The sequence below is a fragment of the Stenotrophomonas rhizophila genome, assembly GCF_003751305.1.
In the GTDB taxonomy this organism is placed as follows: Bacteria; Pseudomonadota; Gammaproteobacteria; order Xanthomonadales; family Xanthomonadaceae; genus Stenotrophomonas; species Stenotrophomonas rhizophila_B.
In genome coordinates, this window is the sequence record NZ_RJKV01000002.1 from 1285290 (window position 1) to 1306388 (window position 21099).

The window sequence follows — 21099 nt, forward strand, 5'->3', positions numbered from 1 at the left end:
ATCAGTGGCGAAGGGTGGCGGAAAGCCCGCCGGTCAGCGCAGGACGCCGGGCAGGCCAGGGGCCTGGTTGAGCGTGCTGCGGCTTTCAATCTCGAAGGTGCGTTGCTTCTTTTCCTGCGGGGTGGCGCTTACCGTGCCCTTGAGCGAATAGCCCAGGGTGCGGTTGCCGGCCAGTGCATCGGCCATCACCAGGCGGGCGCCCGAGCTCGGCTTGATGTCCACGTTGACCACATCGGCCGAGACCCCGCCAATGGACAGTGCGGGCTTCAGCTGCAGCTGGCCGGCATCCTCATCGCTCACCTTCAACTGCAGCGCGACGTTGTCGAAGGTCATGGGCATGGAGCTGAAGTTCTGCAGGCGCAGCGCAACCGTCCAGCTGCCATCGGCACGCACCGTCAACTCCTGCACGCTGGCGGCCGGCTCGGAAACGCGTTTGACCGTCTTGTTGCAGGCGGTCAGGGCCAGCGAGGCGATGACGATCAGGGCAAAGGCGAGGCGGGGACGGAAGCGGTGGGACATGGCGCAATCCTCAGGCGGGTGTTGCATGGGTGTGAGCATACTACGGCGTATGGTGTTCGCGCTGCCTGCGGCAGCGAGATGCAAGGGTAGGGCACCGGGATGACGGGGCCACGTGCTTTTAGTCGTGGGGCAGGCCGGCCCGGCGCGCGGGGTGAGGCCGGGCCGGGTCAGTCCAGCGGCGCCATCACCCGCAGCGGGGCGAGGTCATAGCCCATTGCTTCGGCACGGGCTTTGAGCTGCTCGAACAGGGCGGTATCCATGCTCGGTGAGCGCGACAGGATCCACAGGTACTTGCGGTCCGGCTCGCCGACCACTGCCCACTGGTAGCCGGGGTCCAGCGCGATCACCCAGTAATCGGCCCACACCAGCGGCGCCCAGGACAGCCAGTCCGGCACGAAACGTACCTGCAGGCGGCCGGGATGGCCCTCGATCGGGCGCGCCACGCCATCTGCTGCCACGCGGTCGCCATCGGCTTCGCGGCAGGCGTTGTGCACGCTGATCCGTCCATCGGCACGCAGGCTGTAGGTGGCGGTGATGTCGCCCACGCATTTCTTCTGGAACGACACCGGCAGGTGCGCGATCTCATGCCACTGGCCGGCATAGCGGCCCATGTCCAGCGCCTCCACCGAGGTCACCGGCGCGGCCGCCCAGGCCGACCCGGTGGCGGCAAGGGCGAGCAGGGCACTGATCAGATAGCGGCTGCGCATTGTCGACACTCCACACAAGACGCAGCGAGCTTAGGCATAGGCTGAGCGGAAATTGTGAATATTCCGTCATGCAGTGGCCGTCCCACGTCGCTGACGTGCGCGTGGCAGCGTGCGGCACCCGCGCTACCGACTGTCAGCGGAGAGTTCCCGCGTGGCGTTGCCGCTCTCGTCCAGGAAGCGCACCTTGGCATCTCCAGAGGGCGTGACCACCAACTCAAGCCGCGGCTTTCCTTGACCATCGCGCAGGGTCAGCATGGCATCGCGCGCATCAGACTTGCCAAGGAACACGCGCTCGGTGATCGCAGGAATGCCCTTCCGATGAAGTGCTTCGTCCCGCTCGGAGAAGAACGGGCGGGACAGGCCATCGGCAACGTCATTGAAGGTCAGCCCTGCGTAGTGTGTCCCCGCATCATCCACGCCCAGCAGTTGCATCTGCTGATCCTGCTGATAGCGATCAAAGGTCAGGCTCATGCCGCTGGAGGGTTTGCCGCTCTTGTCGAGCGAACCGTTGTAGATCAGCCCGCCGTTTTCCGTGCCTTCATCGTTGAAGAACAGCATGCCTGCCATCGGGCGCGGATGAGGTTGCTCCTTGTTGTGAATGACCACCCCAGGAAACAGCGTGCGATTGGAGATCGCCAGCCGCAACGTTCCGTCAGGCTCCTTGATGTTGATGCGTTGCGCATCAATGACATCAAAGCTGGCGCTGCGCTGTGACGTTGCACCCATCATCAAGGCGGCCATGGTGAGCAGGCCGGCTGCTGCGCAGCCCAGCGTCAGTCGCCGTTGGTTTCGCTGCAGATGCGCGATCTGCGCCTGCAGCACTTCGATGCTTTCGGACATCACCTCTCCCTGTGTGTGCGGCCATGGGGACGAACAAGCGCGGCCGCAGACGATCCTGTCCGCCGGGTGAGCATGCCAGCGCGTGGCGATGGACGGCAAGGCGCGCAACGGCCCGCCCGCGGAAATCATCCCTGAGCGGTGTGCCCGCTTTGCAGCGCGCGATGGATCTCCGCCTCGATCATCGCTTCATCGTCGCGTGCGGCCCAGCGGCTGATCGTGACGATCACCAGCACCGCGCCGGCCATGAAGTAGGCAGCAGGCACCACCGCCAGACTGGCCAACAGGGCAGGCGCGAGGTCGTGTGTGTGTTGCCAGTGCTTCACCACCGCCACCAGCGGAACGATGAGCAGACTGACGAACATGCCGATCATCAGGGTGCGGATGAAGGGATGCATCTGGAACGCACCTTCAAGCCGCGTGCCGCGTTCGGTGGGGATGCACTGGCCGATGAAATACGGCTTGAAAGAATTGGACACGAACGGGCGCGTCCAGCACAGGCGGATCCGTTGAGCGGAGGCCTTCCCGCGCATTCCAGCGACAGAGAGGCGCGGGCCATGCTGGATCGACTGCTTGAGGCGCAGCACGGTCACATCGATCGGGGATGTACTGTGGAAGGCAACAGGACGTTTGCCGAACAGCGCGGCGAACAAAGCACGAACCATGTGCGGAACCTCCTTCCTTGAACGCTGCGCGATGTAGCGACGCCGAACAACAGACAAAAAAAATGACCTGCATTTCTGCAGGTCATCTGAAATTGTGGTGGCCGGGGACGGAATCGAACCGCCGACACGGGGATTTTCAATCCCCTGCTCTACCAACTGAGCTACCCGGCCACTTCATCGCTGCGTTGCCGCTGGCGAGGACGCGAATAATACGGAGGTATGAGGGGTTCGGCAAGCGTTTCGGGAAAAAAATTTCACATTTGTTTCCAAACCCGTGTCCGCCCACATCCAAGTGCTTGATCCAGCGGGCCCGAGCACATCACCCAAGCGCATGAACGTCGGTTCAGGCGGATGCTTTCCGCCGGTGCAGTTGATCAGCCCGTGGTGGATCGTGCGTCGTCAGGCATGCACCACAACAGCACGATGCCGATCACCATCATGATCGCCGCCAGCACCAATGCGCCCTGGTAGCTGCCGCTGTCGCGCGCCAGCGTGCCGGCGATCGCGGGGGCGATGATCTGGGCGACGCCATAACTCAGCGTCAGCGTCGCCATCGCCTTGGCAGGATTGTGCGGGTAGTGGCGACCGACCACGGTCAGGGTCAGGCTGACGATGCCGGCGAAGGTCAGGCCGAACAGCACGGCGCTGGCTGCGCCGGCCCACAGCCCGCCATCCAGCAAGGGCAATACGAAGGACGTAGCCTGCAACGCATAGGCGAGCATCAATGCACGGATCAGTCCAAGCCGGTTCGAGAGCCGATCCCAGGCAAACGTCGAGGGGATGGCGGTGAGGCCGACCAGGACCCACACCCAACTGCCGTGGCCGGCGAAGGCAGGGGTCTGCACCAGGATGGCGACGATGAAGGTCGCGCTGACCACGAAGCCGACCCCCGCGCAGAAGTACGAGGCGATCAGCAGCCAGCGCCAGCGCCGCCCGGGTGGCGGGGGAGCGTTGGCCCCAGTGGCACTGGAGATCGCTGCCGGCGGCGGCATCCATGCCCAGGCCGGGATCAGGAACACCACCGCGAGGGTGCCCAGCGCGATCCACTGCCGGGAGGACGCCAGTTGATCGGCCATCGCCGCAGCCGCCAGGCCCGAGACCGCGATCCCTACCCCGAGGCCGGCGAAGTGCAGGCCGAGCTGTGGGAGGCGCTGATGGGCGAGCAGCCAGTTGAGCACCAGCCCGGAGGCGAGCAGCAGGCCGGCGGTGCTGGACAGGCCGGCCACGAAGCGCAGCACGCCCCAGGTGGCCATGTCCGTGGTGGTGCCCATCAGGCCGGTGGATACCACTGCCAGGACCAGTCCGATGCGGTAGAAGCGGAATTTCAGCTGCATGTCGCCGACCCGGGCGACCAGCACAGTGCCGGCCAGGTAGCCCAGATAGTTGAACGTTGCCAGCCAGCCGCCGCCGGCTGCCGTGAGCCCGGCGTCGAGCCGCATCACCGGCAGCAGCGGGGTGTAGGCAAAGCGCGCCAGGCCGACCGTGAGTACCAGCGCGCAGATGCCGGCCGTGATGACCTGCCAGGCGCGGCGGGGAGGCGGGATCGAGAGTGACATGGGTGGGGAGGGCAGCGGGAAGGGCCCATGGTCCGTGGACAGAGGTGACCGCGTCTTTCGATAGAATGACCCATCCTGTCGATGAGGCGTCACATGGCCACGGCGGAACCCACTGCGCCGGGTTGGCGCGAAGTCCCGGTGCCGCCGCTGCGGCGTCTGCCCTGGCCGGTGGTGGCGCGCAGCCAGCGACTGGAGGCGGGCGAGCGCTTCCCGCCGCACGTGCACGGCTGGAACCAGCTGGTCCACGCCAGCACGGGTGTGCTGCAGGCCAGCGCCGGGCAGGCACGTCACGTGATCACCCCGCAGCAGGCGCTGTGGGTGCCGACGGGCACGTCCCATCACACGGGCGCGTTGAATACCTCGGCGTTCCGCAATCTTTACGTGGCGGATGGGCCGGCACTGGGTATGCCCACGCATTGCGTGGTACTCGATGTGTCACCGCTGCTGCGCGAACTGATCATTGAACTCGATCGCACCGTGCCCGATCACGACCGCACCTACTACGCCACCTTGTGCACCCTGATCACTGCGCAGTTGCCGCGCCAGCGGCAGCACACCCGGCACCTGCCGTGGCCGCAGGATGCGCGCCTGCAGCGCTGGTGCCAGGCACTGTACGAGCAACCTGCCGATACCCGCAGCGTGGAGGACTGGGCGCCCTTGCTGGGGGCATCGCCGCGTACCCTGGCGCGCCACTTTGAACGCGAGACCGGCATGCGGCTGCGCGAGTGGCGGTTGCGGCTGCGCCTGCTGCGCGCCATCGAGTGGCTGGCGCAGGGGCGTTCGCCCACGGTAATCGCGCACGAGCTGGGCTATGCCTCGGCGTCGGCGTTCAACTACATGTTCCGGATCGAGATGGGCATGAGCCCGCTGCAATGGAAGCGCGCACGCCCTACGGCGTGACCGGGCAGGCCAGGCTGACCAGCCGCTCATCCTCGAAGCGTGCACGGATCGAGCCGTTGTCGGCCTTGCCTGCGGGCCACTCCGCTTCGGCGCCCGCACCAGGCAGGGGATTGCCCAGGTGGAAGTACACGCGGCCACGGCTGTCGCCGACCTGCACTTTGTTGCATGCCACGATAGGTGACGCCATCTCGCCGCAGTCGCCCTGCAGCAGGCACAGGCGCGTGTGGCACTTGCCTGCACCGGACGACCAATGGCCTTGCGCGGCCAGGCAACCGGGCTCGGTCGCCAGAATCGCCCAGCATGTCAGGCCGAACACCGTGGTGGCGGACATCAACACGGGCAGCAGGTAGCGGCGTCGGCTGGAGGAGGGAACGTTCATGACGCGATCATGCGCCCTGGCCGGCGGCGCGGGCAACGCATGCGCGGTGCAGCGTACGGATGGAATGCTGTGACGCCATCGGAATGATCGGTCCCTGTCGCACAAGGTGATTGCACAGCCGCGTCGTCCTGCACCGATGGAACGCTGTTTTACCCCCCGCCCGGACGTGCCTGGACGGCGTACTGTCGGGATTCCTTTTTCGTCTCCCCGGAGCGATCCTCTGATGACCGCGCTCACCAACACCCGCATCGTCCTCGCCTCGCGCCCGAACGGTGCTCCCGTCTCGTCCAACTTCCGTATCGAACACGTGCCGGTTCCCGCGCCTGGCCCGGGCGAGGTGCTGCTGCGCAATCGCTATCTGTCGCTGGATCCCTACATGCGCGGTCGCATGGAGGAGGGGCCGTCCTACGCCGCACCGGTTGCGCTGGATGCGGTGATGGAAGGGCGCACCGTTGCTGAAGTGCTCGCCTCCAACCATCCCGGTTTCGCCATCGGCGAGCATGTGCTGGCTCCGGGCAACTGGCAGACGCATGCCGTCATCGACGGCGATCAGATCAGCCGCAAGCTGGAAGACAACGGCCTGCCGATCAGCACTGCACTGGGCGTGTACGGCATGCCCGGATTCACGGCGTACGTGGGCCTGCAGGAAATCGGCAAGCCGCAGCCGGGCGAAACGCTCGTGGTGGCGGCTGCCAGCGGCCCGGTGGGCGCGACGGTGGGTCAGATCGCCAAGCTGCAGGGTGCGCGCACGGTGGGCATTGCCGGTGGCGAGCAGAAGCGCGCGTATCTGGAAACGCTGGGCTTCGATGTAGCGCTGGATCACCGCGCCGACGATTTCGCCGCGCAGTTGCGTGCGGCGGTGCCCGACGGCATCGATGTCTACTTCGAGAACGTCGGGGGACACGTCTTCGATGCGGTCGCGCCATTGCTCAACGACTTCGCGCGCATTCCGGTCTGCGGCACGATCGCCACCTACAACGCGCGCGGTGCGGTGTTGCCCGGGCCGGACCGGCTGCCGGGTTTCATGAGCCAGGTGCTGCGCCAGCGCCTGACCGTGCGCGGCTTCATCCAGTCGGATCTGCACGCCTTCTTCCCTGCGTTCCTGCGCGACATGGGGCAGTGGCTGAAGGACGGCCGCGTGCAATATCGCGAGGACATCGTGCAGGGACTGGAACGCGCGCCGGAGGCCTTCTTCGGACTGCTCAAGGGCCACAACTTCGGCAAGCTGGTGGTCAAGCTGGATTGAGCGGCGCGGGGCGTGTGAGTGCGACGTGTGCAAGGCCGTGCCGATCGTGATTCGTGCATCACGATCGGCCGGTTAGCCTGCGGATGAAGGCCCCGTACCGGGAACCGCACAAGTGAGTAGACCCATGGCAGACACCAAGCCCAGCGAACACGGCAAGCAGGAAGGCATCGAAGAGAGCCAGCAGGACCGCAAGCAGGATGAAACCGCCAAGCAGCGGCCGGGGCAGACCGATCAAGCGATCCATGACGCGGGAACACGCCGGCCGGAGCGCAAGGATAATCCTGAGGGAGCCTAAGCCCGACCTGCAGACGTTGGAAAAACAAAGCCCCGGGAACAGGATTCCCGGGGCTTTGTGTTGAATAGTGGTGGAGCCAAGGAGGATCGAACTCCTGACCTCGTCGATGCGAACGACGCGCTCTCCCAGCTGAGCTATGGCCCCACGGATACCGCACTTGCCTCGCGTGTCGCGTCTTGGAGCGCCGTGCGATGGATCTAGTGTAGCCCCGGCCAGTGGCGGCTGCCAAGAGGGGGGGAATGGATGCGGCGCTCCGCCCGCCTGGTCTGCGGACGTCCTCGAACTGAACGGAAGAGTGGGTTTTGTGAGGGTCGGCGCGCCGCAAACCCTTGCAGCACAACGGGTTGGATTTCTTGAGTAGCGAAATGTAACTAGACGCCATCGCGTAAAGAGGACCAAAACGGTGCCGATATGAAAGGGAGCCAATCCCTCATACCCAATCCCTTCGAGTCCCGACGATGACGACCCGTGCCGCCACCGTTTTCTCCTCCTCCATCGGCGCGCGTCTGGCGTTGCTGATGGGCCTGATCACTACCGTGGCCTTTATTGGTCTGGCATTGCTGGTCTATCAGCAATCGGCGACAAGCTACCAGCAGCGCGTCGAGGCCGGGCTGCAGTCGGCCACCGTGCTGATGCGCGACTCGGTCCAACTCTATGACCGCAGCCTCAGCGACAGCACCGAGCGCATGGCCGGCACCTTCCGCGCCATGCTGCCGGCCGGCGATGCCACCCTGGACCCCGCAAAGACGATCCTGATCGGTGAGCGGTCCACGCCGACGCTTCGTCTGGGCAGCGACGTCGTCAATCTGCAGGAGGCCGCCGTCGATCGCTTCGCCGAGGCGACGGGCGGCGTGGCCACCGTGTTCGCGCGCGACGGGCAGGAGTTCATCCGTGTATCGACCTCGCTGCGCAACGCCGAGGGCGCCCGCGCCATGGGCACCGTGCTGGACCACGCCAATCCGGCCTACCAGAAGCTGCTGGCCGGCGAGCGCTACACCGGTCCGGCCCGGCTGTTCGGTGTGGACTACATGACCCACTACATGCCGATCACCGATGCGGCGGGCGAGGTCGTGGGCATCGCCTTCGTCGGTCAGAACTATTCCGATGGCCTGGCGGCGCTGAAGACCCGCCTGCGCGCCTCGCAGCTGGGCAAGGACGGCTACTTCATCGCCGTCGATACCCGGCCTGGCGAGAACTTCGGGACGATCATCGCCGGGCCGGACGGTGAGGGTGGCAAGCTTCAGGCCAAGGTGCCCGAATCCGACCACGCTGCGCTGCAGGCCCTGCTGGACGGCACGGTCACGCAGGGCCAGGTGCAGCTGCGCAGCGGTGATCAGGACACGGCCCAGACGTACTTCGTGTCGACCCAGGCCTATGGTCCGTGGCACTGGGTGGTGCTGGGCATGGAGCCGGTCTCGGTGGTGCACGCCGTGCTAGGCAAGCTGATGCTGCACATCGCGTTGGTCTCGGCGCTGGCACTGCTGGCGGTGATCGTGGCGATGGTGCTGGTGGTCCGACGGGTGCTGAGCCGGCCGTTGGCCGAAGCGGGGCAGGTGGCCCGGGACGTTGCGGCCGGTCGTCTTGAAGGCAGCATCCAGGTGCGCGGGCAGGATGAGGTGGGCCGCCTGATGGCGGCGCTGCAGCAGATGCAGGGCAAGCTCCGCGCGATCATTGCCGCACAGAACGACATGAGCCGCCAGCATGCCGAGGGTACGATCAGCTACCGCATCGATGCCGACGCATTTGAAGGGGAGTTCCGCACCATGGTGACCGGCACCAATGCACTGGTGGAGGCGCACATATCCACCAAGCTGCGCATGGTGGAGCTGGTGCAGTGCTACGCCGATGGTGACCTGTCGCCCTCGATGGAGGCGTTGCCGGGGGAGAAGGCCAAGATCACCGACGCCGTGAACGGTGTGCGCGATCGCCTTCAGGCCATCAATGGGGAAATCAAACACCTGGTCGCCGCTGCGGCAGCGGGTGATTTCAGCGTGCGCGGCAATGCGGGCGCCTTCAACCACGATTTCCGGGTGATGGTGGAAGGACTCAATACCCTGATGGTCACCGCCGACCGCAATCTGTCCTCGCTGTCGGGATTGCTGCGCGCGCTGGCCGCCGGCGACCTGCGCGGACGCATCGAGGGCGAGTTCCAGGGTGTGTTCGCCACCATGCGTGACGATGCCAATGCCACCGTCAGCCAGCTGACCACGATTGTCGCCGGCATCCAGCAGGCGGCCGTCTCGGTGGCCACTGCATCGTCGGAAATCGCGGCGGGCAACGAGGACCTTTCGCGGCGTACCGAACAGCAGGCGGCCAGTCTGGAAGAGTCCGCCGCCTCGCTGGAAGAACTGACCGCAGCCGTGAAGCAGAATGCCGATCACGCCCGGCGCGCCGATCAGCTGGCGGCGCAGACGGCGGCCGTGGCCGCGCAGGGCGGCGCGGCGGTCGCGCAGGTGGTGCAGACCATGGGCGATATCCAGGCGTCGTCGCACCGTATCGCCGACATCACCACGGTGATCGACGGCATTGCCTTCCAGACCAACATTCTGGCGCTCAATGCCGCGGTCGAAGCGGCACGTGCGGGTGAAGAAGGCCGTGGCTTCGCCGTGGTCGCCTCCGAAGTGCGCGCCCTGGCACAGCGCTCGGCGCAGGCGGCCCGGGAGATCAAGAGCCTGATCGGGGATTCGGTCACCAAGGTCACCGATGGCAGTGCGCTGGCCGATGAAGCGGGGCAGACACTGCAGCGGATGGTGCAGGCCGTGGGCGAGCTGGGCGGCCTGATCGAAGAGATCGCCAGCGCCAGCCAGGAGCAGGCAGCGGGTATCGATCAGGTCAGCCAGAGCATCGTGCAGATGGATGGCGTGACCCAGCAGAACGCCGCCTTGGTGGAAGAAGCCTCGGCCGCTGCGCGCGCACTGAACGCGCAGTCGAGCGAGTTGCAGCAGTCGGTGGGGCGTTTCCGTCTGGCCGGGCACACGCCGGCCAGACGCCAGGCCGTTCCCGCCTGAGCCCCACAGGGGCAGGGGGCGCCGCCCCTGCCCATCCTCGCCGATCGGCCGATCTGCAGGGCTGATCGCGCCGCGCGCCCTTCCGGGCGACGCGCCAGGCGGGCATAATCCGCGCCAGAAAACGCGGCCGCATAGCCAGTGGACCAGGGGGGCCGGACAGCCGTCGCCCACAACGCCCTGACACCAATCTGAAACATCCAGCCAATACCGTGCCGCATCGCTGTCTCCACAGCGATGCCGTTTCCTATGGTGCCCGGCCATCTCGCCGGCTGCCCCGATCTGTACTACCCGAGACCTCTGCATGCCCGCTCTACGCCACGCCCCTGTGTCGACGCGTCTTCTCTCCCGTTCCCTTTCCGCCGCCGTGCTGCCGCGCCGCCGCGCGCTGGCGCTGGCCTGCGCCTCCGCTGCGCTGATGCTGTCCGCTGCCGTCTCGGCGCAGGACGCGCAGTCCGCCAGCGCCACCTCGCTGGACACCATCACCGTCACCGCCGACCACCGCGAGCGCAACCTGCAGGAAGTGCCGGTGTCGGTCGGCGTGGTGCAGGGCGAGAAGATCCGTGATTACACCGCGGGCGGCGATGACACCCTGCTGGCCCTGTCGGGCAAGGTGCCGAGCTTCTACGCCGAAACCACCACCGGCCGCATCTTCCCGCGCTTCTACATCCGCGGCCTGGGCAACATCGACTTCTACCTCGGTGCCTCGCAGCCGGTGTCGATCATCCAGGACGACGTGGTGCTTGAGCACGTGGTGCTGAAGTCCAACCCGGTCTACGACGTGGACCAGATCGAGGTGCTGCGTGGCCCGCAGGGCACGCTGTTCGGCCGCAACACCACCGCCGGCATCGTCAAGTTCGACACGATCAAGCCGAGCCAGGATTACAGCGGCCGCGTGCAGGCCAGCTACGGCTCCTACGGCAGCGTGGCGATCGATGGCGGCTTCGGTGGCCCGATCAACGATATCGCCTCGTTCCGCGTGTCGGCGCTGTACCAGCACCGCGATGATTACGTCGACAACACCTACAGCGGCCCGAGTGCCGATGGCACGGTCTCGCCGAAGAAGAACGCCATGGGCGGCTTCGACGACCGCAACGTGCGCGCGCAGCTGCTGCTGCAGCCGAGCGACAACTTCTCGCTGCTGGCCTCGGCTCATGCGCGCGATTACGACGGAACCTCGACCCTGTTCCTGCGCAACGCGGTGACCAAGGGCTCCAACAAGACCGACGTGCCGCGCGACAGGGTCGCCTACGACGAAGCCGACAACAACCCGCAGGCTTACAAGACCTACGGCGGCTCGGTGAAGGCGATCTACGATTTCGGCAACGTCTCGCTGACCTCGATCACCGCCTACGAAACCACCTCCGGCTACAGCCGCGGTGACACCGACGGCGGTGCCGCCGTGAACTACCCGGTCAACGGCGTGCCGAACGGCTACGGCCAGTCGATGGGCCAGATCCGCGATCTGGACCAGTGGACCCAGGAATTCCGCCTGGCCAACGGCGATGACAATCGCCTGAAGTGGCAGGTCGGCGCGTTCTATTTCGACGGCCGCGACACCACCGATTTCTACCAGCGTGCCTGGTTCCTGAACACCGCTGCCCGCAACCCGAACAACTGGGTGCGCCTGCGCAACGTCAATACCTCCTGGGCGGGTTTCGGCCAGGTCAGCTATGACGTGACCGACAAGTTCACCCTGACCGCCGGCCTGCGCCAGACCAAGGATGAGAAGAAGACCCGTCTGCTCAAGACCGCCGATACCGCCGCCGGTGCCGTGACCTACAAGGGCCGCACCTACGTGGAGATGTCCGACACCACCCCGAGTTGGGACCTGAGCGCGATGTATGCGTTCAACCCGCAGTTGAGCGTGTATGCGCGCGTGGCACGCGGCTTCCGCGGCCCGACCATCCAGGGCCGTTCGGCCGTGTTCAATGCCGATTTCACCACGGCGAACTCGGAAACCATCCTGTCCTGGGAGGCCGGCATCAAGAGCAGCCTGTGGGACAACCGCCTGCGCGTGAACGCCGCCGCGTTCACCTACGTGGTCAACGACATCCAGCTCAACGGCAACGATTCGGACGGCAACGGCGTGCTGTTCAACGCCGACAAGGCCAAGGCCTATGGTCTGGAAGCGGACATGGAACTGCGCCCGATCCCGAACCTGGCCCTCAGCGCCGGTGTCAGCCTGCTGCACAGCGAAATCCAGGACGACCGCGTGTACGCGCAGGTCTGCGCCCTGAACGGCGCCGTGGTGTGCACGGTGAACGATCCGACCATCAAGGTCGGTGCCAACACCTTCGCGCAGATCAACGGCAACCCGTTGCCCAACGCACCGAAGTACAACATCAACCTGGCTGCCCGTTACGACATGCCGGTCAACGACAGCGATGTGTTCTTCGTCTCCACCGACTGGAACAAGCAGGGGTATACCAGCTTCGTGCTGTACGACTCGGCCGAGTTCAACTCCAAGGGCAGCTTCGAAGGCGGCCTGAAGCTGGGCTACTCCGCCAACTACGGTGCCTGGGAAGTGGCGCTGTTCGCGCGCAACATCACCAATGAGAAGAACCTCAAGGGTGTGATCGAGAACTACATGGCCGCGGTCTACAACGAACCGCGCACCGTGGGCGTGTCGCTCAACATGAACTGGTAAGTCACGCGATCACCGGTGCCGCATTGCTGCGGCGCCGGTGAGCCGGATCGATGAAAAACGCCCCGCTGATGCGGGGCGTTGTCGTTTCAGGCAGGGGGCAACAGTGCCGAGAGGTTCGGCTCCAGCTGCGCCTGGCGCCAGCCTGCGAGCACGGTCGGCCATTGGCGGCTTTCCAGATAGCTTTCCAGATGCTTGCGCGAGGCCAGCACGCCATCGGGCAGGCCGAGTTCGGCACTGCGCGCGCTGACGGCATCCTGCAACCGCTTCAGGGCCTGCTTGTTGGCATCGTTGGCCGGCAGTGCCAGCGGTGCCTCGGCTTCGTCGGCGAGCGGGGTGGTCAGCGCCTGCCATACCTGGGTAGCCAGCTTGCGCGGGGCCTTGGGGAAACCTTCCATCAGTTTGGACAACGCCTCCACATCGGCCGGCGGGGTGCGTGCAAGCACCGCGGCCAGTTCGTTGTCGAGCACCCAGCTGCGCGGCTTGTCACTCGCGCGGGCCTGCACATCGCGCCAGCGCAGCAGCCGCAGCAGGCGCAGCTGCGCAGCGGTGTCCATGAACTGTGCCGAGCGCATCGCCACGTGCGGCCAACGCTCTTCATCGTGTTCGACACTGGCGAGCAGGCGTTCGGCGTCGTCCTGCAGCCATTGGCGGCGGCCCAGTTCTTCCAGGCGGGCCTCGATGGTGTCGTGGATCTGGAACAGGTATTCCACGTCGTCGGCGGCGTACTCCAGCTGCGCGTCCGAGAGCGGCCGGCGCATCCAGTCCGAGCGGGTCTCGCCCTTGGTGAGGGTGACGCCGGTGACCGCGGTGACCAGTTTCTGGTAGCCCAGGCCACCGCCGATGCCCGCCAGCGATGCACCGATCTGGGTGTCGAACAGCGGGCGCGGCAGCACGCCGCAGGCGACCTTGAAAGTGACCAGGTCTTCGCTGGCGCTGTGCATGATCTTGAGGATGGAGGTGTCGGCCAGCCACGGGGCCAGGGCCTCGTTCATGCCGGGGATCAGCGGGTCGATCAGCAGGATTTCATCACCGACGGCCATCTGCACCAGCGCCAGCTGCGGCCAATAGGTGCGTTCGCGGATGAACTCGGTGTCCAGGCCGATGCGGGTGGGGCGCTGGCGGTAGCGCTCGTCCAGTTCCGCCGGGGTTTTGATCCAGTAAGCCACGTGGGATTCCATGTACTGCAAAGGGGTGCTCAGGTCGGGGAGGATAGCCTAACCCCGTGCCACGGCCGGCATACCGCCGTGCGGTGATGAACGCCCGGGCCGTGGACGGTCGCCGCCCGGGACGGTGGCGATTATGATGACCCCCTGTCCGCGCCTGCGGCATGCCACCTGGACCGTCATCGCGTCACGATGACACGCCCCAAGGAACCCCACTTGCGACCCTCAGGCACATTGCCGCTGCTGTTCACTGGCCTGTTGGGCCTGCTGGCCGCGTGTTCTCCCGCCCCGGCCCCCGCGCCGTCGGCAACGCCGGTCGCCAAGCCCGCCGCTGCACCGGCGAAGACCAGCGCACCGGTTGCCCAGGTCACCATCGGGGGCGAGGACGCCGCTGAAACCGTGGAGCGCTGGCAGGCGCCGGCAGTGACCCTTGGCGACGGCGACGTGACCCAGGCGCGACGTGACGCGGCACGTGCCTTCGAGGAAGGCCGCCTGTACCGCACTGCCGAGGATGCGATTCCGATCTGGCTCGCGCTGCTTCAGCACGACCCCAAGGACCGCGTGGCCGAGACCGGCCTGAGACGTGCCCGGCAGCGCCTGCTGGAGGAGGCAGGCGCGTTGTTGGACCGCCCGCTCAAGCAGCGTGAGGCGCTGGCCCAGGCCAGTGAGATGGCCTTGGTGCTGCTCACGCTGGCACCGGATGATGCCAAGGTGCGTGAGCTGCAGTCGCGGGTGGAGATCGCCCAGCGTGTGGTGGCGTACAACCGCGCCGGCGAAGACGATCTGCGCGCGGACCGCATCGGCGAGGATGGCGATGGCGCGATCCCCAATTTCCGCGAGGCACTGGCGCTGGATGCGGACAACCCGCGCGCCCGGCAGGGCCTGGCCGCCGCCGAGAGCGCGCTGATCCGCCGGGCCGAGACCGCCGCGCGGGCCACCGATTTCGCCGCGGCCGGGACCTGGCTGGCCGAAGCGGCGAAGGTCCGCGATTCATCGATCACCATCGCCGATGCCTTCGAACGCATCGAGAAAATCCGCTCTGACATCCTGGCGCGGCTGCGCAACGAAGGCCTGCGCGATCTGGCCACGCCGCAGGGGCTCAAGCCGGCCCGGCAGAAGCTGGAAGATGCGCTGCGCATCGCGTTGCCCGGCGACCCTGTCGTCGGCCAGCTGCGTGAGCGGATCGAACTGGTGACGCATTACGGCAGCTTCCGGCCGCGGCAGGTGTTCAGCGATGCGTTGCGCGATGGCGGCCGTGGGCCACAGATGATCGTGGTGCCGCACGGCGGTTTCCAGATGGGCGCGGCCGAGAATGAGCTCGGCGCGACCGATGCGGAAAAACCCTCGCATTACGTGCGTTTCGAACGTGGCTTCGCGATGTCGATCACGGAAGTGACCGTCGCCGATTTCCGCCGTTACGTGCAGGCCACCAAGACCCGCCCACGCGCCACGCGGCGCGGTCACTCGATCGTGTATGACGAGCGCAGCGGCAACTTCGTACGGCGCAGCGGGGTGGACTGGCAGTCGGATTACAACGGTGCCGAGGCGATCGCCAACCTGCCGGTGATGCACGTGAGCGTGCGCGATGCCGAGAATTACGCGACCTGGCTGTCCGAGCAGACGGGGCGCTCCTACCGGCTGCCCAGCGAGGCCGAATTTGAATACGCGCTGCGCGCCGGCAGCAGCGGCCGTTACCCGTGGGGCGATGCGGGCACGCCGCCCGCGCGCGCCGGCAACTTCACCGGGGCCGAGGATGTCTCGCCCTCCGGACGGCACTGGTACAACGCCTTCGTCGGCTACGGCGATGGATACTGGGGGCCGGCCCCGGTGGCCAGCTTCGATCCCAACCCGTGGGGCCTGCACGACATCGCTGGCAACCTCAGCGAATGGGTCGCCGACTGCTGGCATGCCAGCTACCGGCGTGCGCCGTCCGATGGCGTGGCCTGGTTCAACCCTGGCTGCCGGCAGCGCGTGATCCGCGGTGGCAACTGGGCCAATGCGCCGGCACAGACCCGCGCGGCCTGGCGGCAATCGCAGGATTCGGACACCACCAGCGCACGGATCGGCTTCCGGCTGGTCCGAGGCATCTGAGGGATCTTCCCGTCGTGGGGTGACGGGATTTCACCCGGCCCCCCGGCGCGCGTTCTAGGATTGGCACAGTGTCGGGCAGGGTGCCGCGGCCATCTCAGGAACCACGCGCATGCGCAACGATCCATTCGGCGGTCAGCAGCAGGGCCGCGCCCGGCGGCCAGGCCTGTTCGGCAACATCCGCTGGTGGGTGCTGCTGGCGTTCGCCGGCTATGCCGCGTTCTACTGGTTCTCCAACCGCGCCGTGGATCCCTACACCGGCGAGAGCGTGCTGATCGACAGCTCGCTCGACGCGACCCAGGAAAAGGCGCTGGGCCTGCAGGCCTACCAGGAGATCCTGGCGCAGGAGCGACCGCTGGATCCCAGTGCGCCACAGTCACGCGAAATCCAGGCGATCGCCCAGCGCCTGATCGCCAAGGTGGACGTCGTGGAAACCGCGCTCGCCGAAGAGCATGGACTGAAGCCTGCGCACTTCGCGCGGGATTTCGAATGGGAAGTCAACGTGATTCCGTCCGACCAGGCCAATGCGTTCTGCCTGCCGGGCGGCAAGATGGCGGTCTACACCGGGTTGATCCCGGTGGCGCGTACGGTGGATGCGATGGCCGTGGTGATGGGCCATGAAATCGCGCACGCCTTGCTGCGGCACGGTGCCCAGCGCATGGCCCAGCAGAAGATGACCCAGATCGGGCAGATGGCCGGTGCCGCCAGCGGCATGGACCCGCAACAGCAGCAGATGATGATGTCGGCGATGGGCTACGGCTACCTGCTGCCGTACGCGCGCAGCCATGAGACCCAGGCCGATGAAGTAGGCCTGATGCTGGCCGCGGCGGCCTGTTTCGATCCGCAGGAAGCGATTCCGCTGTGGGAGCGGATGGGGCAGGCCAGTGGTGGGCAATCGACCTCGGAATTCGCGTCCACGCATCCCAACCCGGGCACGCGCATCCAGAACCTGCAGGCGTTGATGCCCAAGGCGATGGAGTACCGGCAGAAGTTCTGCGAAAGCGCAGGGCGTTGAAGGCGAACCGCAGCGGCCTGGGCGCGCCGGATCAGCGCGACGGCTCGTTGACCGTTACGTCGATCACGCCGTCCTGCACGCGTGCCTTGAGCGTGTCGCCCGGGCGCACCTGCAACGGCGAACGCACCAGACTGCCATCGTCCTCGCGGGTCAGAATCGCGTAACCACGCGCGACGGTGGCCAGCGGGCTGACCGCTTCCATCGAACGGGCGAGCGCACGCAGGCGCAGGGCGTCGCGCTGCAGCTGGCGACCGATCGCACTGTCCGCACGCGGCTGCAGGCGTTGCAGGCGCTCACGCAGGGCATCCAGCCGGCGCTGCGGATGACCGCTGCGCAGCACGGCGGCCGCGTGGCGCAGGTGGGCCAGACGGCCCTGATGCTGTGTCGTCCACGCCGCGTGCAGACGGCGCGCGACGTCCTGCTGGCGACGCTGCAGCAGCTGCAGGCGTGATTGCGGGCTCTGCGCGTTGAGGCGGAGCAGGGCACGGTCCGCGCGCTGCATGGCCTGCCCCAGGCTGTGCCGCTGCAACTGCGCCAGACGCGCATCCAGGCGACGCACACGCAGCAGCAGGTCACGCTGATCAGGCACCAGCAGTTCGGCCGCGACCGACGGCGTCGGCGCGCGCAGATCGGCGGCGAAGTCGGCCAGGCTGAAGTCGGTTTCGTGACCCACGGCAGATACCACCGGGGTCTGGCTGGCCGCGATCGCGCGGGTCAACTGCTCATCGTTGAAGGCCCAGAGATCCTCCATCGAGCCGCCACCGCGGGTCAGCAGGATCACGTCATAGCGGCCGCTGGCATCGGCACCACGCAACAGCGAGGTGATCTGCGCGGCAGCGCTGTCGCCCTGCACCAGGCTGGGCAGCAGATCGACCTCGAGCATCGGGAAACGCCGTTCAAGCACGCTGAGCACGTCGCGCACCGCCGCGCCGGTGCGCGAGGTGATCACCGCCAGACGACGCACATGCGCGGGCAGCGGTCGCTTGCGCTCCGGCGCGAACAGGCCCTCGGCCTCCAGGCGCGCCTTGAGCTGCTCGAAAGCGCGGCGCAGAGCGCCTTCGCCGGCTTCTTCCATGTGGTCGAGCACCATCTGGTACTCACCGCGTGCTTCGTACAGCGTCAACCGGCCACGGGCGAGCACGCGCATGCCTTCGCGCGGCACGAACGTCAGCCACTGGCTCTTGGGCTTGAACAACGCGGCTCGGATCTGCGAGCGCGCGTCCTTCAGCGTGAAATAGAGATGGCCCGAGGCAGGGCGCGTCACGCTGCCCAGTTCGGCCTCCACCCAGATCAACGGAAACGCGCCTTCCAGCAGGTCGCGGGCCAGGATGTTGAGCTGGCTGGGCGTGAGAATCTGCGCGCTGCGGTCCATGGAGGGATCAGGCCAAACGGTACGAACGGGGGGCCATGGTCGCACGTCGGCGGCGATGCTTCATCCCGCAGCAGTGCGGTCGGCGTGCTGCTGCAGTGCCCAGGCCACATGCTCGCGCACGATCGCCGAAGGATGCTCGCGTCGTGCCTGCAGCGCGGCCAGCGTCTCGGCGTGGGTGGGGGCATTGCCCAACGCCACGGCGATGTTGCGCAGCCAGCGTTCATGCCCGCTGCGGCGGATCGGGCTGCCCTCGGTGCGGCGCAGGAACTCGTCTTCTTCCCAGGCGAACAGCTGGGCGAGCGAGGCGGTGTCCAGATCGTTGCGCGCGCGGAAATCCGGCTCGTCGGTGCGCTTGGCGAACTTGTTCCAGGGGCAGACCAGCTGGCAGTCGTCGCAGCCGTAGATGCGGTTGCCCATCGCCGTGCGCATGTCCTCGGGAATCGCACCGTCGTGTTCGATGGTGAGGTAGGAGATGCAGCGGCGTGCATCCAGGCGGTGCGGGGCGATGATCGCCTGGGTCGGGCAGACATCGATGCAGCGCGTGCAGGTGCCGCAGTGTGCGGTGGCCGGTGTATCCACCGGCAGTGGCAGGTCGACGTAGATTTCGCCGATGAAGAACCACGAGCCGCCCTGTCTGTCGATCAGGCAGGTGTGCTTGCCGATCCAGCCCAGCCCGGCATTACGGGCGAGCGCGCGCTCCAGCACCGGGGCCGAATCAACGAACACGCGGTAGCCGAACGGCCCGATCTCGGCGGCGATGCTGTCGGCAAACTTCTGCAACCGGTTGCGCATCAGCTTGTGGTAATCGCGGCCCAGCGCATAGCGCGCCACGTAGGCGCGGTCGCCATCGTGCAGGGTGGCCCAGGCTTCGGCGTCGTCCTTGTGGCCGTAATCCATGCCGACTGAGATCACCCGCACCGTGCCCGGCAGCAGTTCATCCGGCCGCGCACGCAGCGTGCCGTGGCGCGCCATCCACTCCATCGTGCCGTACAGGCCCTTGCCCAGCCAATCGGCCAGGTGCGCCTCGTCTTCGCGCAGATCGATGCCGGACACCCCGCAGCGCTGGAAGCCGTGCACGCCCGCGATCGCACGGATGCGTTCGGCGGCACGGGCCAGATGGACGGGGGCGGGCAGGGGGACGGCGGACATGGCCTGGGCGGAAACGGAGCCTGGGAAGGGCGCGGCAAGGCTGCGCCTGGGCGACAAGTATAGAATCCCGGCATGCCCGAGCTTGCTGAACTGTTCGATATCACCGCTGCGCGCCGCCTGGATGCGCAGGCCAGCACCCTGCTGGGCGATGGCGGTGCCTCGCTGATGGAACAGGCCGGCCAGGCCGCCTGGCATTGCCTGCTGGAGCGCTGGCCGCAGGCGCAGCGCATCGGCGTGGTGGTGGGAGCCGGCAACAACGGCGGCGATGGCTACGCGCTGGCCCGTCTGGCCCGTGAAGCCGGCCGCCGGGTGACGGTGCTGCGGCTGGACAGCGATGCGCCGGCCACGACGTTGGCGCAGCGGGCAGAGCAGGCGTTCATCGCCGCCGGCGGTGTGGTGGCGCGCTACGATGGCGTTCTGCCGCCGGGAGACCTGCTGGTGGACGCGCTGTTCGGCATCGGCCTGAACCGCGCGCCGGCCGGTGCCGCGGTGGATCTGATCACGGCCATCAACGGCGCTGGGGTGCCGGTGCTGGCGCTGGACGTGCCCAGCGGCGTGGATGCACGCACCGGTCACGTGCCGGGCGTTGCCATCCGTGCCACGGTCACCCTGCAGTTCATCGTGCGCCACCAGGGGCTGTATACCGGCGCAGCGCTGGAGCATGTCGGCGGTCGCCGCCTGGCCGCGCTGGATCTGCCTGCGGACGCAGGCGAAGGCGTGCAGCACAGCGCCGAGTGCTGGCAGCAACCGCGCCTGCGCGCGCAGCTGCCGGCGCGCCGCGCCAATACCCACAAGGGCGAATCCGGCCACGTGCTGTGCGTGGGCGGCAACCTCGGCAGCGGCGGCGCGGTGATGCTGGCCAGTGAATCGGCGTTGCGCGCGGGCGCAGGGCTGGTCAGTGTGGCGACCCAGTCGCCGCATGTCGCACCGCTGCTGGCGCGCCTGCCCGAAGCGATGGTGCATGCCGTGCAGGACGCGCAGGAACTGCAGGCCCTGCTCCCACGTGCCGGTGTGATCGCGATCGGGCCTGGCCTGGGCCAGGACGACTGGGCGCACGAACTGTGGCGGCAGGTGCTGGCCAGCGGCAAGCCGCTGGTGATCGATGCCGATGCCCTGAACCTGCTGGCCAAGGCGCCGCAGCCGCTCCATGACGCGATCCTGACCCCACACCCGGGCGAGGCCGCGCGCCTGCTCGGGCTGAGCACCGCGCAGGTGCAGGCCGACCGCTTCACGGCGGCCAAAGCGCTGGCCGAGCGTTTCCACGCGGTGGTGGTGCTCAAGGGCGCCGGCACCGTAGTCGCTGCGCCCGACGCGGTGCCGCGGGTGATCGCTGCCGGCAATCCCGGCATGGCCGTGGGTGGCATGGGCGATCTGCTCACCGGCATTATTGCCGCCCTGCGTGCGCAGGGCCTGGGCGCCTTCGATGCCGCCAGCACCGGCGCATTGCTGCACAGCCTGGCCGGCGATGCCGCCGCCAGTGACGGCCAGCGGGGCCTGCTTCCCACCGATCTGCTGGCGCCGCTGCGCCGGCTGGTCAATCCGGACGTTTGAAC

17 protein-coding genes and 2 tRNA genes are annotated in these 21099 nt (G+C 67.2%); 8 read left to right on the forward strand and 11 right to left on the reverse strand.

Annotated elements, in window-relative coordinates:
• Nucleotides 1-33: 33 nt before the first annotated feature.
• The 6 genes from EDF74_RS14235 to EDF74_RS14260 form a co-directional block, all read right to left on the reverse strand.
• Nucleotides 34-519 (reverse strand): LEA type 2 family protein, encoded by a 486-nt coding sequence (locus EDF74_RS14235; protein ID WP_123730685.1) that lies wholly within the window; start codon nt 517-519, stop codon nt 34-36.
• A gap of 167 nt (nt 520-686) precedes the next feature.
• Nucleotides 687-1226, reverse strand: a complete 540-nt coding sequence (locus EDF74_RS14240) for a lipocalin family protein (RefSeq protein WP_123730686.1) — start codon at nt 1224-1226, stop codon at nt 687-689.
• A 123-nt stretch (nt 1227-1349) separates the two neighbouring features.
• Nucleotides 1350-2066: a hypothetical protein gene (locus EDF74_RS14245; protein WP_259261470.1), complete on the reverse strand. Its 717-nt coding sequence runs from the start codon at nt 2064-2066 to the stop codon at nt 1350-1352.
• Nucleotides 2067-2191: 125 nt separating this feature from the next.
• Entirely contained in the window at nt 2192-2728 is a 537-nt protein-coding gene (locus EDF74_RS14250) for a hypothetical protein (protein ID WP_148045960.1), read from the reverse strand.
• 95 nt (nt 2729-2823) lie between these two features.
• Nucleotides 2824-2899: transfer RNA gene (locus tag EDF74_RS14255), tRNA-Phe, on the reverse strand.
• A gap of 203 nt (nt 2900-3102) precedes the next feature.
• Nucleotides 3103-4284: a YbfB/YjiJ family MFS transporter gene (locus tag EDF74_RS14260; RefSeq protein WP_123730688.1), complete on the reverse strand. Its 1182-nt coding sequence runs from the start codon at nt 4282-4284 to the stop codon at nt 3103-3105.
• Between the two features lie 93 nt (nt 4285-4377).
• Between EDF74_RS14260 and EDF74_RS14265 the strand changes: the two genes are divergently transcribed.
• Entirely contained in the window at nt 4378-5184 is an 807-nt protein-coding gene (locus EDF74_RS14265) for an AraC family transcriptional regulator (protein ID WP_123730689.1), read from the forward strand.
• Here the strand turns inward: EDF74_RS14265 and EDF74_RS14270 are convergent.
• The gene (locus EDF74_RS14270) at nt 5174-5563 is read right to left on the reverse strand and encodes a hypothetical protein (RefSeq protein WP_123730690.1); all 390 of its coding nucleotides are present in this window, start codon (nt 5561-5563) and stop codon (nt 5174-5176) included. The genes EDF74_RS14265 and EDF74_RS14270 overlap by 11 nt on opposite strands.
• Before the next feature lie 223 nt (nt 5564-5786).
• Between EDF74_RS14270 and EDF74_RS14275 the strand changes: the two genes are divergently transcribed.
• A complete protein-coding gene (locus tag EDF74_RS14275) occupies nt 5787-6809 on the forward strand; it encodes an NADP-dependent oxidoreductase (RefSeq protein WP_123730691.1) in 1023 nt (340 codons plus the stop codon).
• Between the two features lie 124 nt (nt 6810-6933).
• Entirely contained in the window at nt 6934-7104 is a 171-nt protein-coding gene (locus EDF74_RS18260) for a hypothetical protein (RefSeq protein ID WP_183073677.1), read from the forward strand.
• 68 nt (nt 7105-7172) lie between these two features.
• Here EDF74_RS18260 and EDF74_RS14280 read toward each other — a convergent pair.
• Nucleotides 7173-7248: transfer RNA gene (locus EDF74_RS14280), tRNA-Ala, on the reverse strand.
• A 314-nt stretch (nt 7249-7562) separates the two neighbouring features.
• Between EDF74_RS14280 and EDF74_RS14285 the strand changes: the two genes are divergently transcribed.
• Both EDF74_RS14285 and EDF74_RS14290 read left to right on the forward strand, forming a co-directional pair.
• Nucleotides 7563-10112, forward strand: a complete 2550-nt coding sequence (locus EDF74_RS14285) for a Cache 3/Cache 2 fusion domain-containing protein (protein WP_123730692.1) — start codon at nt 7563-7565, stop codon at nt 10110-10112.
• A gap of 301 nt (nt 10113-10413) precedes the next feature.
• Complete coding sequence (locus EDF74_RS14290; RefSeq protein WP_123730693.1) at nt 10414-12759, forward strand: TonB-dependent receptor; 2346 nt, start codon at nt 10414-10416, stop codon at nt 12757-12759.
• Nucleotides 12760-12845: 86 nt separating this feature from the next.
• On the opposite strand, the gene rnd is transcribed toward EDF74_RS14290, so the two are convergent.
• Nucleotides 12846-13925: a ribonuclease D gene (gene rnd / locus EDF74_RS14295; RefSeq protein WP_123730893.1), complete on the reverse strand. Its 1080-nt coding sequence runs from the start codon at nt 13923-13925 to the stop codon at nt 12846-12848.
• A 189-nt stretch (nt 13926-14114) separates the two neighbouring features.
• Between rnd and EDF74_RS14300 the strand changes: the two genes are divergently transcribed.
• Together EDF74_RS14300 and EDF74_RS14305 are read left to right on the forward strand one after the other, a co-directional pair.
• Nucleotides 14115-16013: a formylglycine-generating enzyme family protein gene (locus tag EDF74_RS14300; protein WP_428999166.1), complete on the forward strand. Its 1899-nt coding sequence runs from the start codon at nt 14115-14117 to the stop codon at nt 16011-16013.
• 109 nt (nt 16014-16122) lie between these two features.
• Nucleotides 16123-17025, forward strand: a complete 903-nt coding sequence (locus EDF74_RS14305) for a M48 family metallopeptidase (protein WP_121038276.1) — start codon at nt 16123-16125, stop codon at nt 17023-17025.
• A gap of 31 nt (nt 17026-17056) precedes the next feature.
• Here EDF74_RS14305 and xseA read toward each other — a convergent pair whose 3' ends face one another.
• On the reverse strand, nt 17057-18397 hold the full coding sequence (gene xseA / locus EDF74_RS14310; protein ID WP_123730695.1) for an exodeoxyribonuclease VII large subunit: 1341 nt from the start codon (nt 18395-18397) through the stop codon (nt 17057-17059).
• Between the two features lie 60 nt (nt 18398-18457).
• Entirely contained in the window at nt 18458-19546 is a 1089-nt protein-coding gene (gene queG / locus EDF74_RS14315; protein WP_123730696.1) for a tRNA epoxyqueuosine(34) reductase QueG, read from the reverse strand.
• A 72-nt stretch (nt 19547-19618) separates the two neighbouring features.
• Between queG and EDF74_RS14320 the strand changes: the two genes are divergently transcribed.
• A complete protein-coding gene (locus tag EDF74_RS14320) occupies nt 19619-21097 on the forward strand; it encodes an NAD(P)H-hydrate dehydratase (protein ID WP_123730697.1) in 1479 nt (492 codons plus the stop codon).
• The last annotated feature ends 2 nt before the right edge of the window (nt 21098-21099 follow it).

Excerpts from the sequence above, each read along its gene's own strand:
- EDF74_RS14235 (WP_123730685.1), bottom strand. The coding sequence starts at position 519 with ATGTCCCACCGCTTCCGTCCCCGCCTCGCCTTTGCCCTGATCGTCATC.
- EDF74_RS14240 (WP_123730686.1), bottom strand. The coding sequence starts at position 1,226 with ATGCGCAGCCGCTATCTGATCAGTGCCCTGCTCGCCCTTGCCGCCACC.
- EDF74_RS14245 (WP_259261470.1), bottom strand. The coding sequence starts at position 2,066 with ATGTCCGAAAGCATCGAAGTGCTGCAGGCGCAGATCGCGCATCTGCAG.
- EDF74_RS14250 (WP_148045960.1), bottom strand. The coding sequence starts at position 2,728 with ATGGTTCGTGCTTTGTTCGCCGCGCTGTTCGGCAAACGTCCTGTTGCC.
- EDF74_RS14260 (WP_123730688.1), bottom strand. The coding sequence starts at position 4,284 with ATGTCACTCTCGATCCCGCCTCCCCGCCGCGCCTGGCAGGTCATCACG.
- EDF74_RS14265 (WP_123730689.1), top strand. The coding sequence starts at position 4,378 with ATGGCCACGGCGGAACCCACTGCGCCGGGTTGGCGCGAAGTCCCGGTG.
- EDF74_RS14270 (WP_123730690.1), bottom strand. The coding sequence starts at position 5,563 with ATGAACGTTCCCTCCTCCAGCCGACGCCGCTACCTGCTGCCCGTGTTG.
- EDF74_RS14275 (WP_123730691.1), top strand. The coding sequence starts at position 5,787 with ATGACCGCGCTCACCAACACCCGCATCGTCCTCGCCTCGCGCCCGAAC.
- EDF74_RS18260 (WP_183073677.1), top strand. The coding sequence starts at position 6,934 with ATGGCAGACACCAAGCCCAGCGAACACGGCAAGCAGGAAGGCATCGAA.
- EDF74_RS14285 (WP_123730692.1), top strand. The coding sequence starts at position 7,563 with ATGACGACCCGTGCCGCCACCGTTTTCTCCTCCTCCATCGGCGCGCGT.
- EDF74_RS14290 (WP_123730693.1), top strand. The coding sequence starts at position 10,414 with ATGCCCGCTCTACGCCACGCCCCTGTGTCGACGCGTCTTCTCTCCCGT.
- EDF74_RS14300 (WP_428999166.1), top strand. The coding sequence starts at position 14,115 with ATGACACGCCCCAAGGAACCCCACTTGCGACCCTCAGGCACATTGCCG.
- EDF74_RS14305 (WP_121038276.1), top strand. The coding sequence starts at position 16,123 with ATGCGCAACGATCCATTCGGCGGTCAGCAGCAGGGCCGCGCCCGGCGG.
- xseA (WP_123730695.1), bottom strand. The coding sequence starts at position 18,397 with ATGGACCGCAGCGCGCAGATTCTCACGCCCAGCCAGCTCAACATCCTG.
- queG (WP_123730696.1), bottom strand. The coding sequence starts at position 19,546 with ATGTCCGCCGTCCCCCTGCCCGCCCCCGTCCATCTGGCCCGTGCCGCC.
- EDF74_RS14320 (WP_123730697.1), top strand. The coding sequence starts at position 19,619 with ATGCCCGAGCTTGCTGAACTGTTCGATATCACCGCTGCGCGCCGCCTG.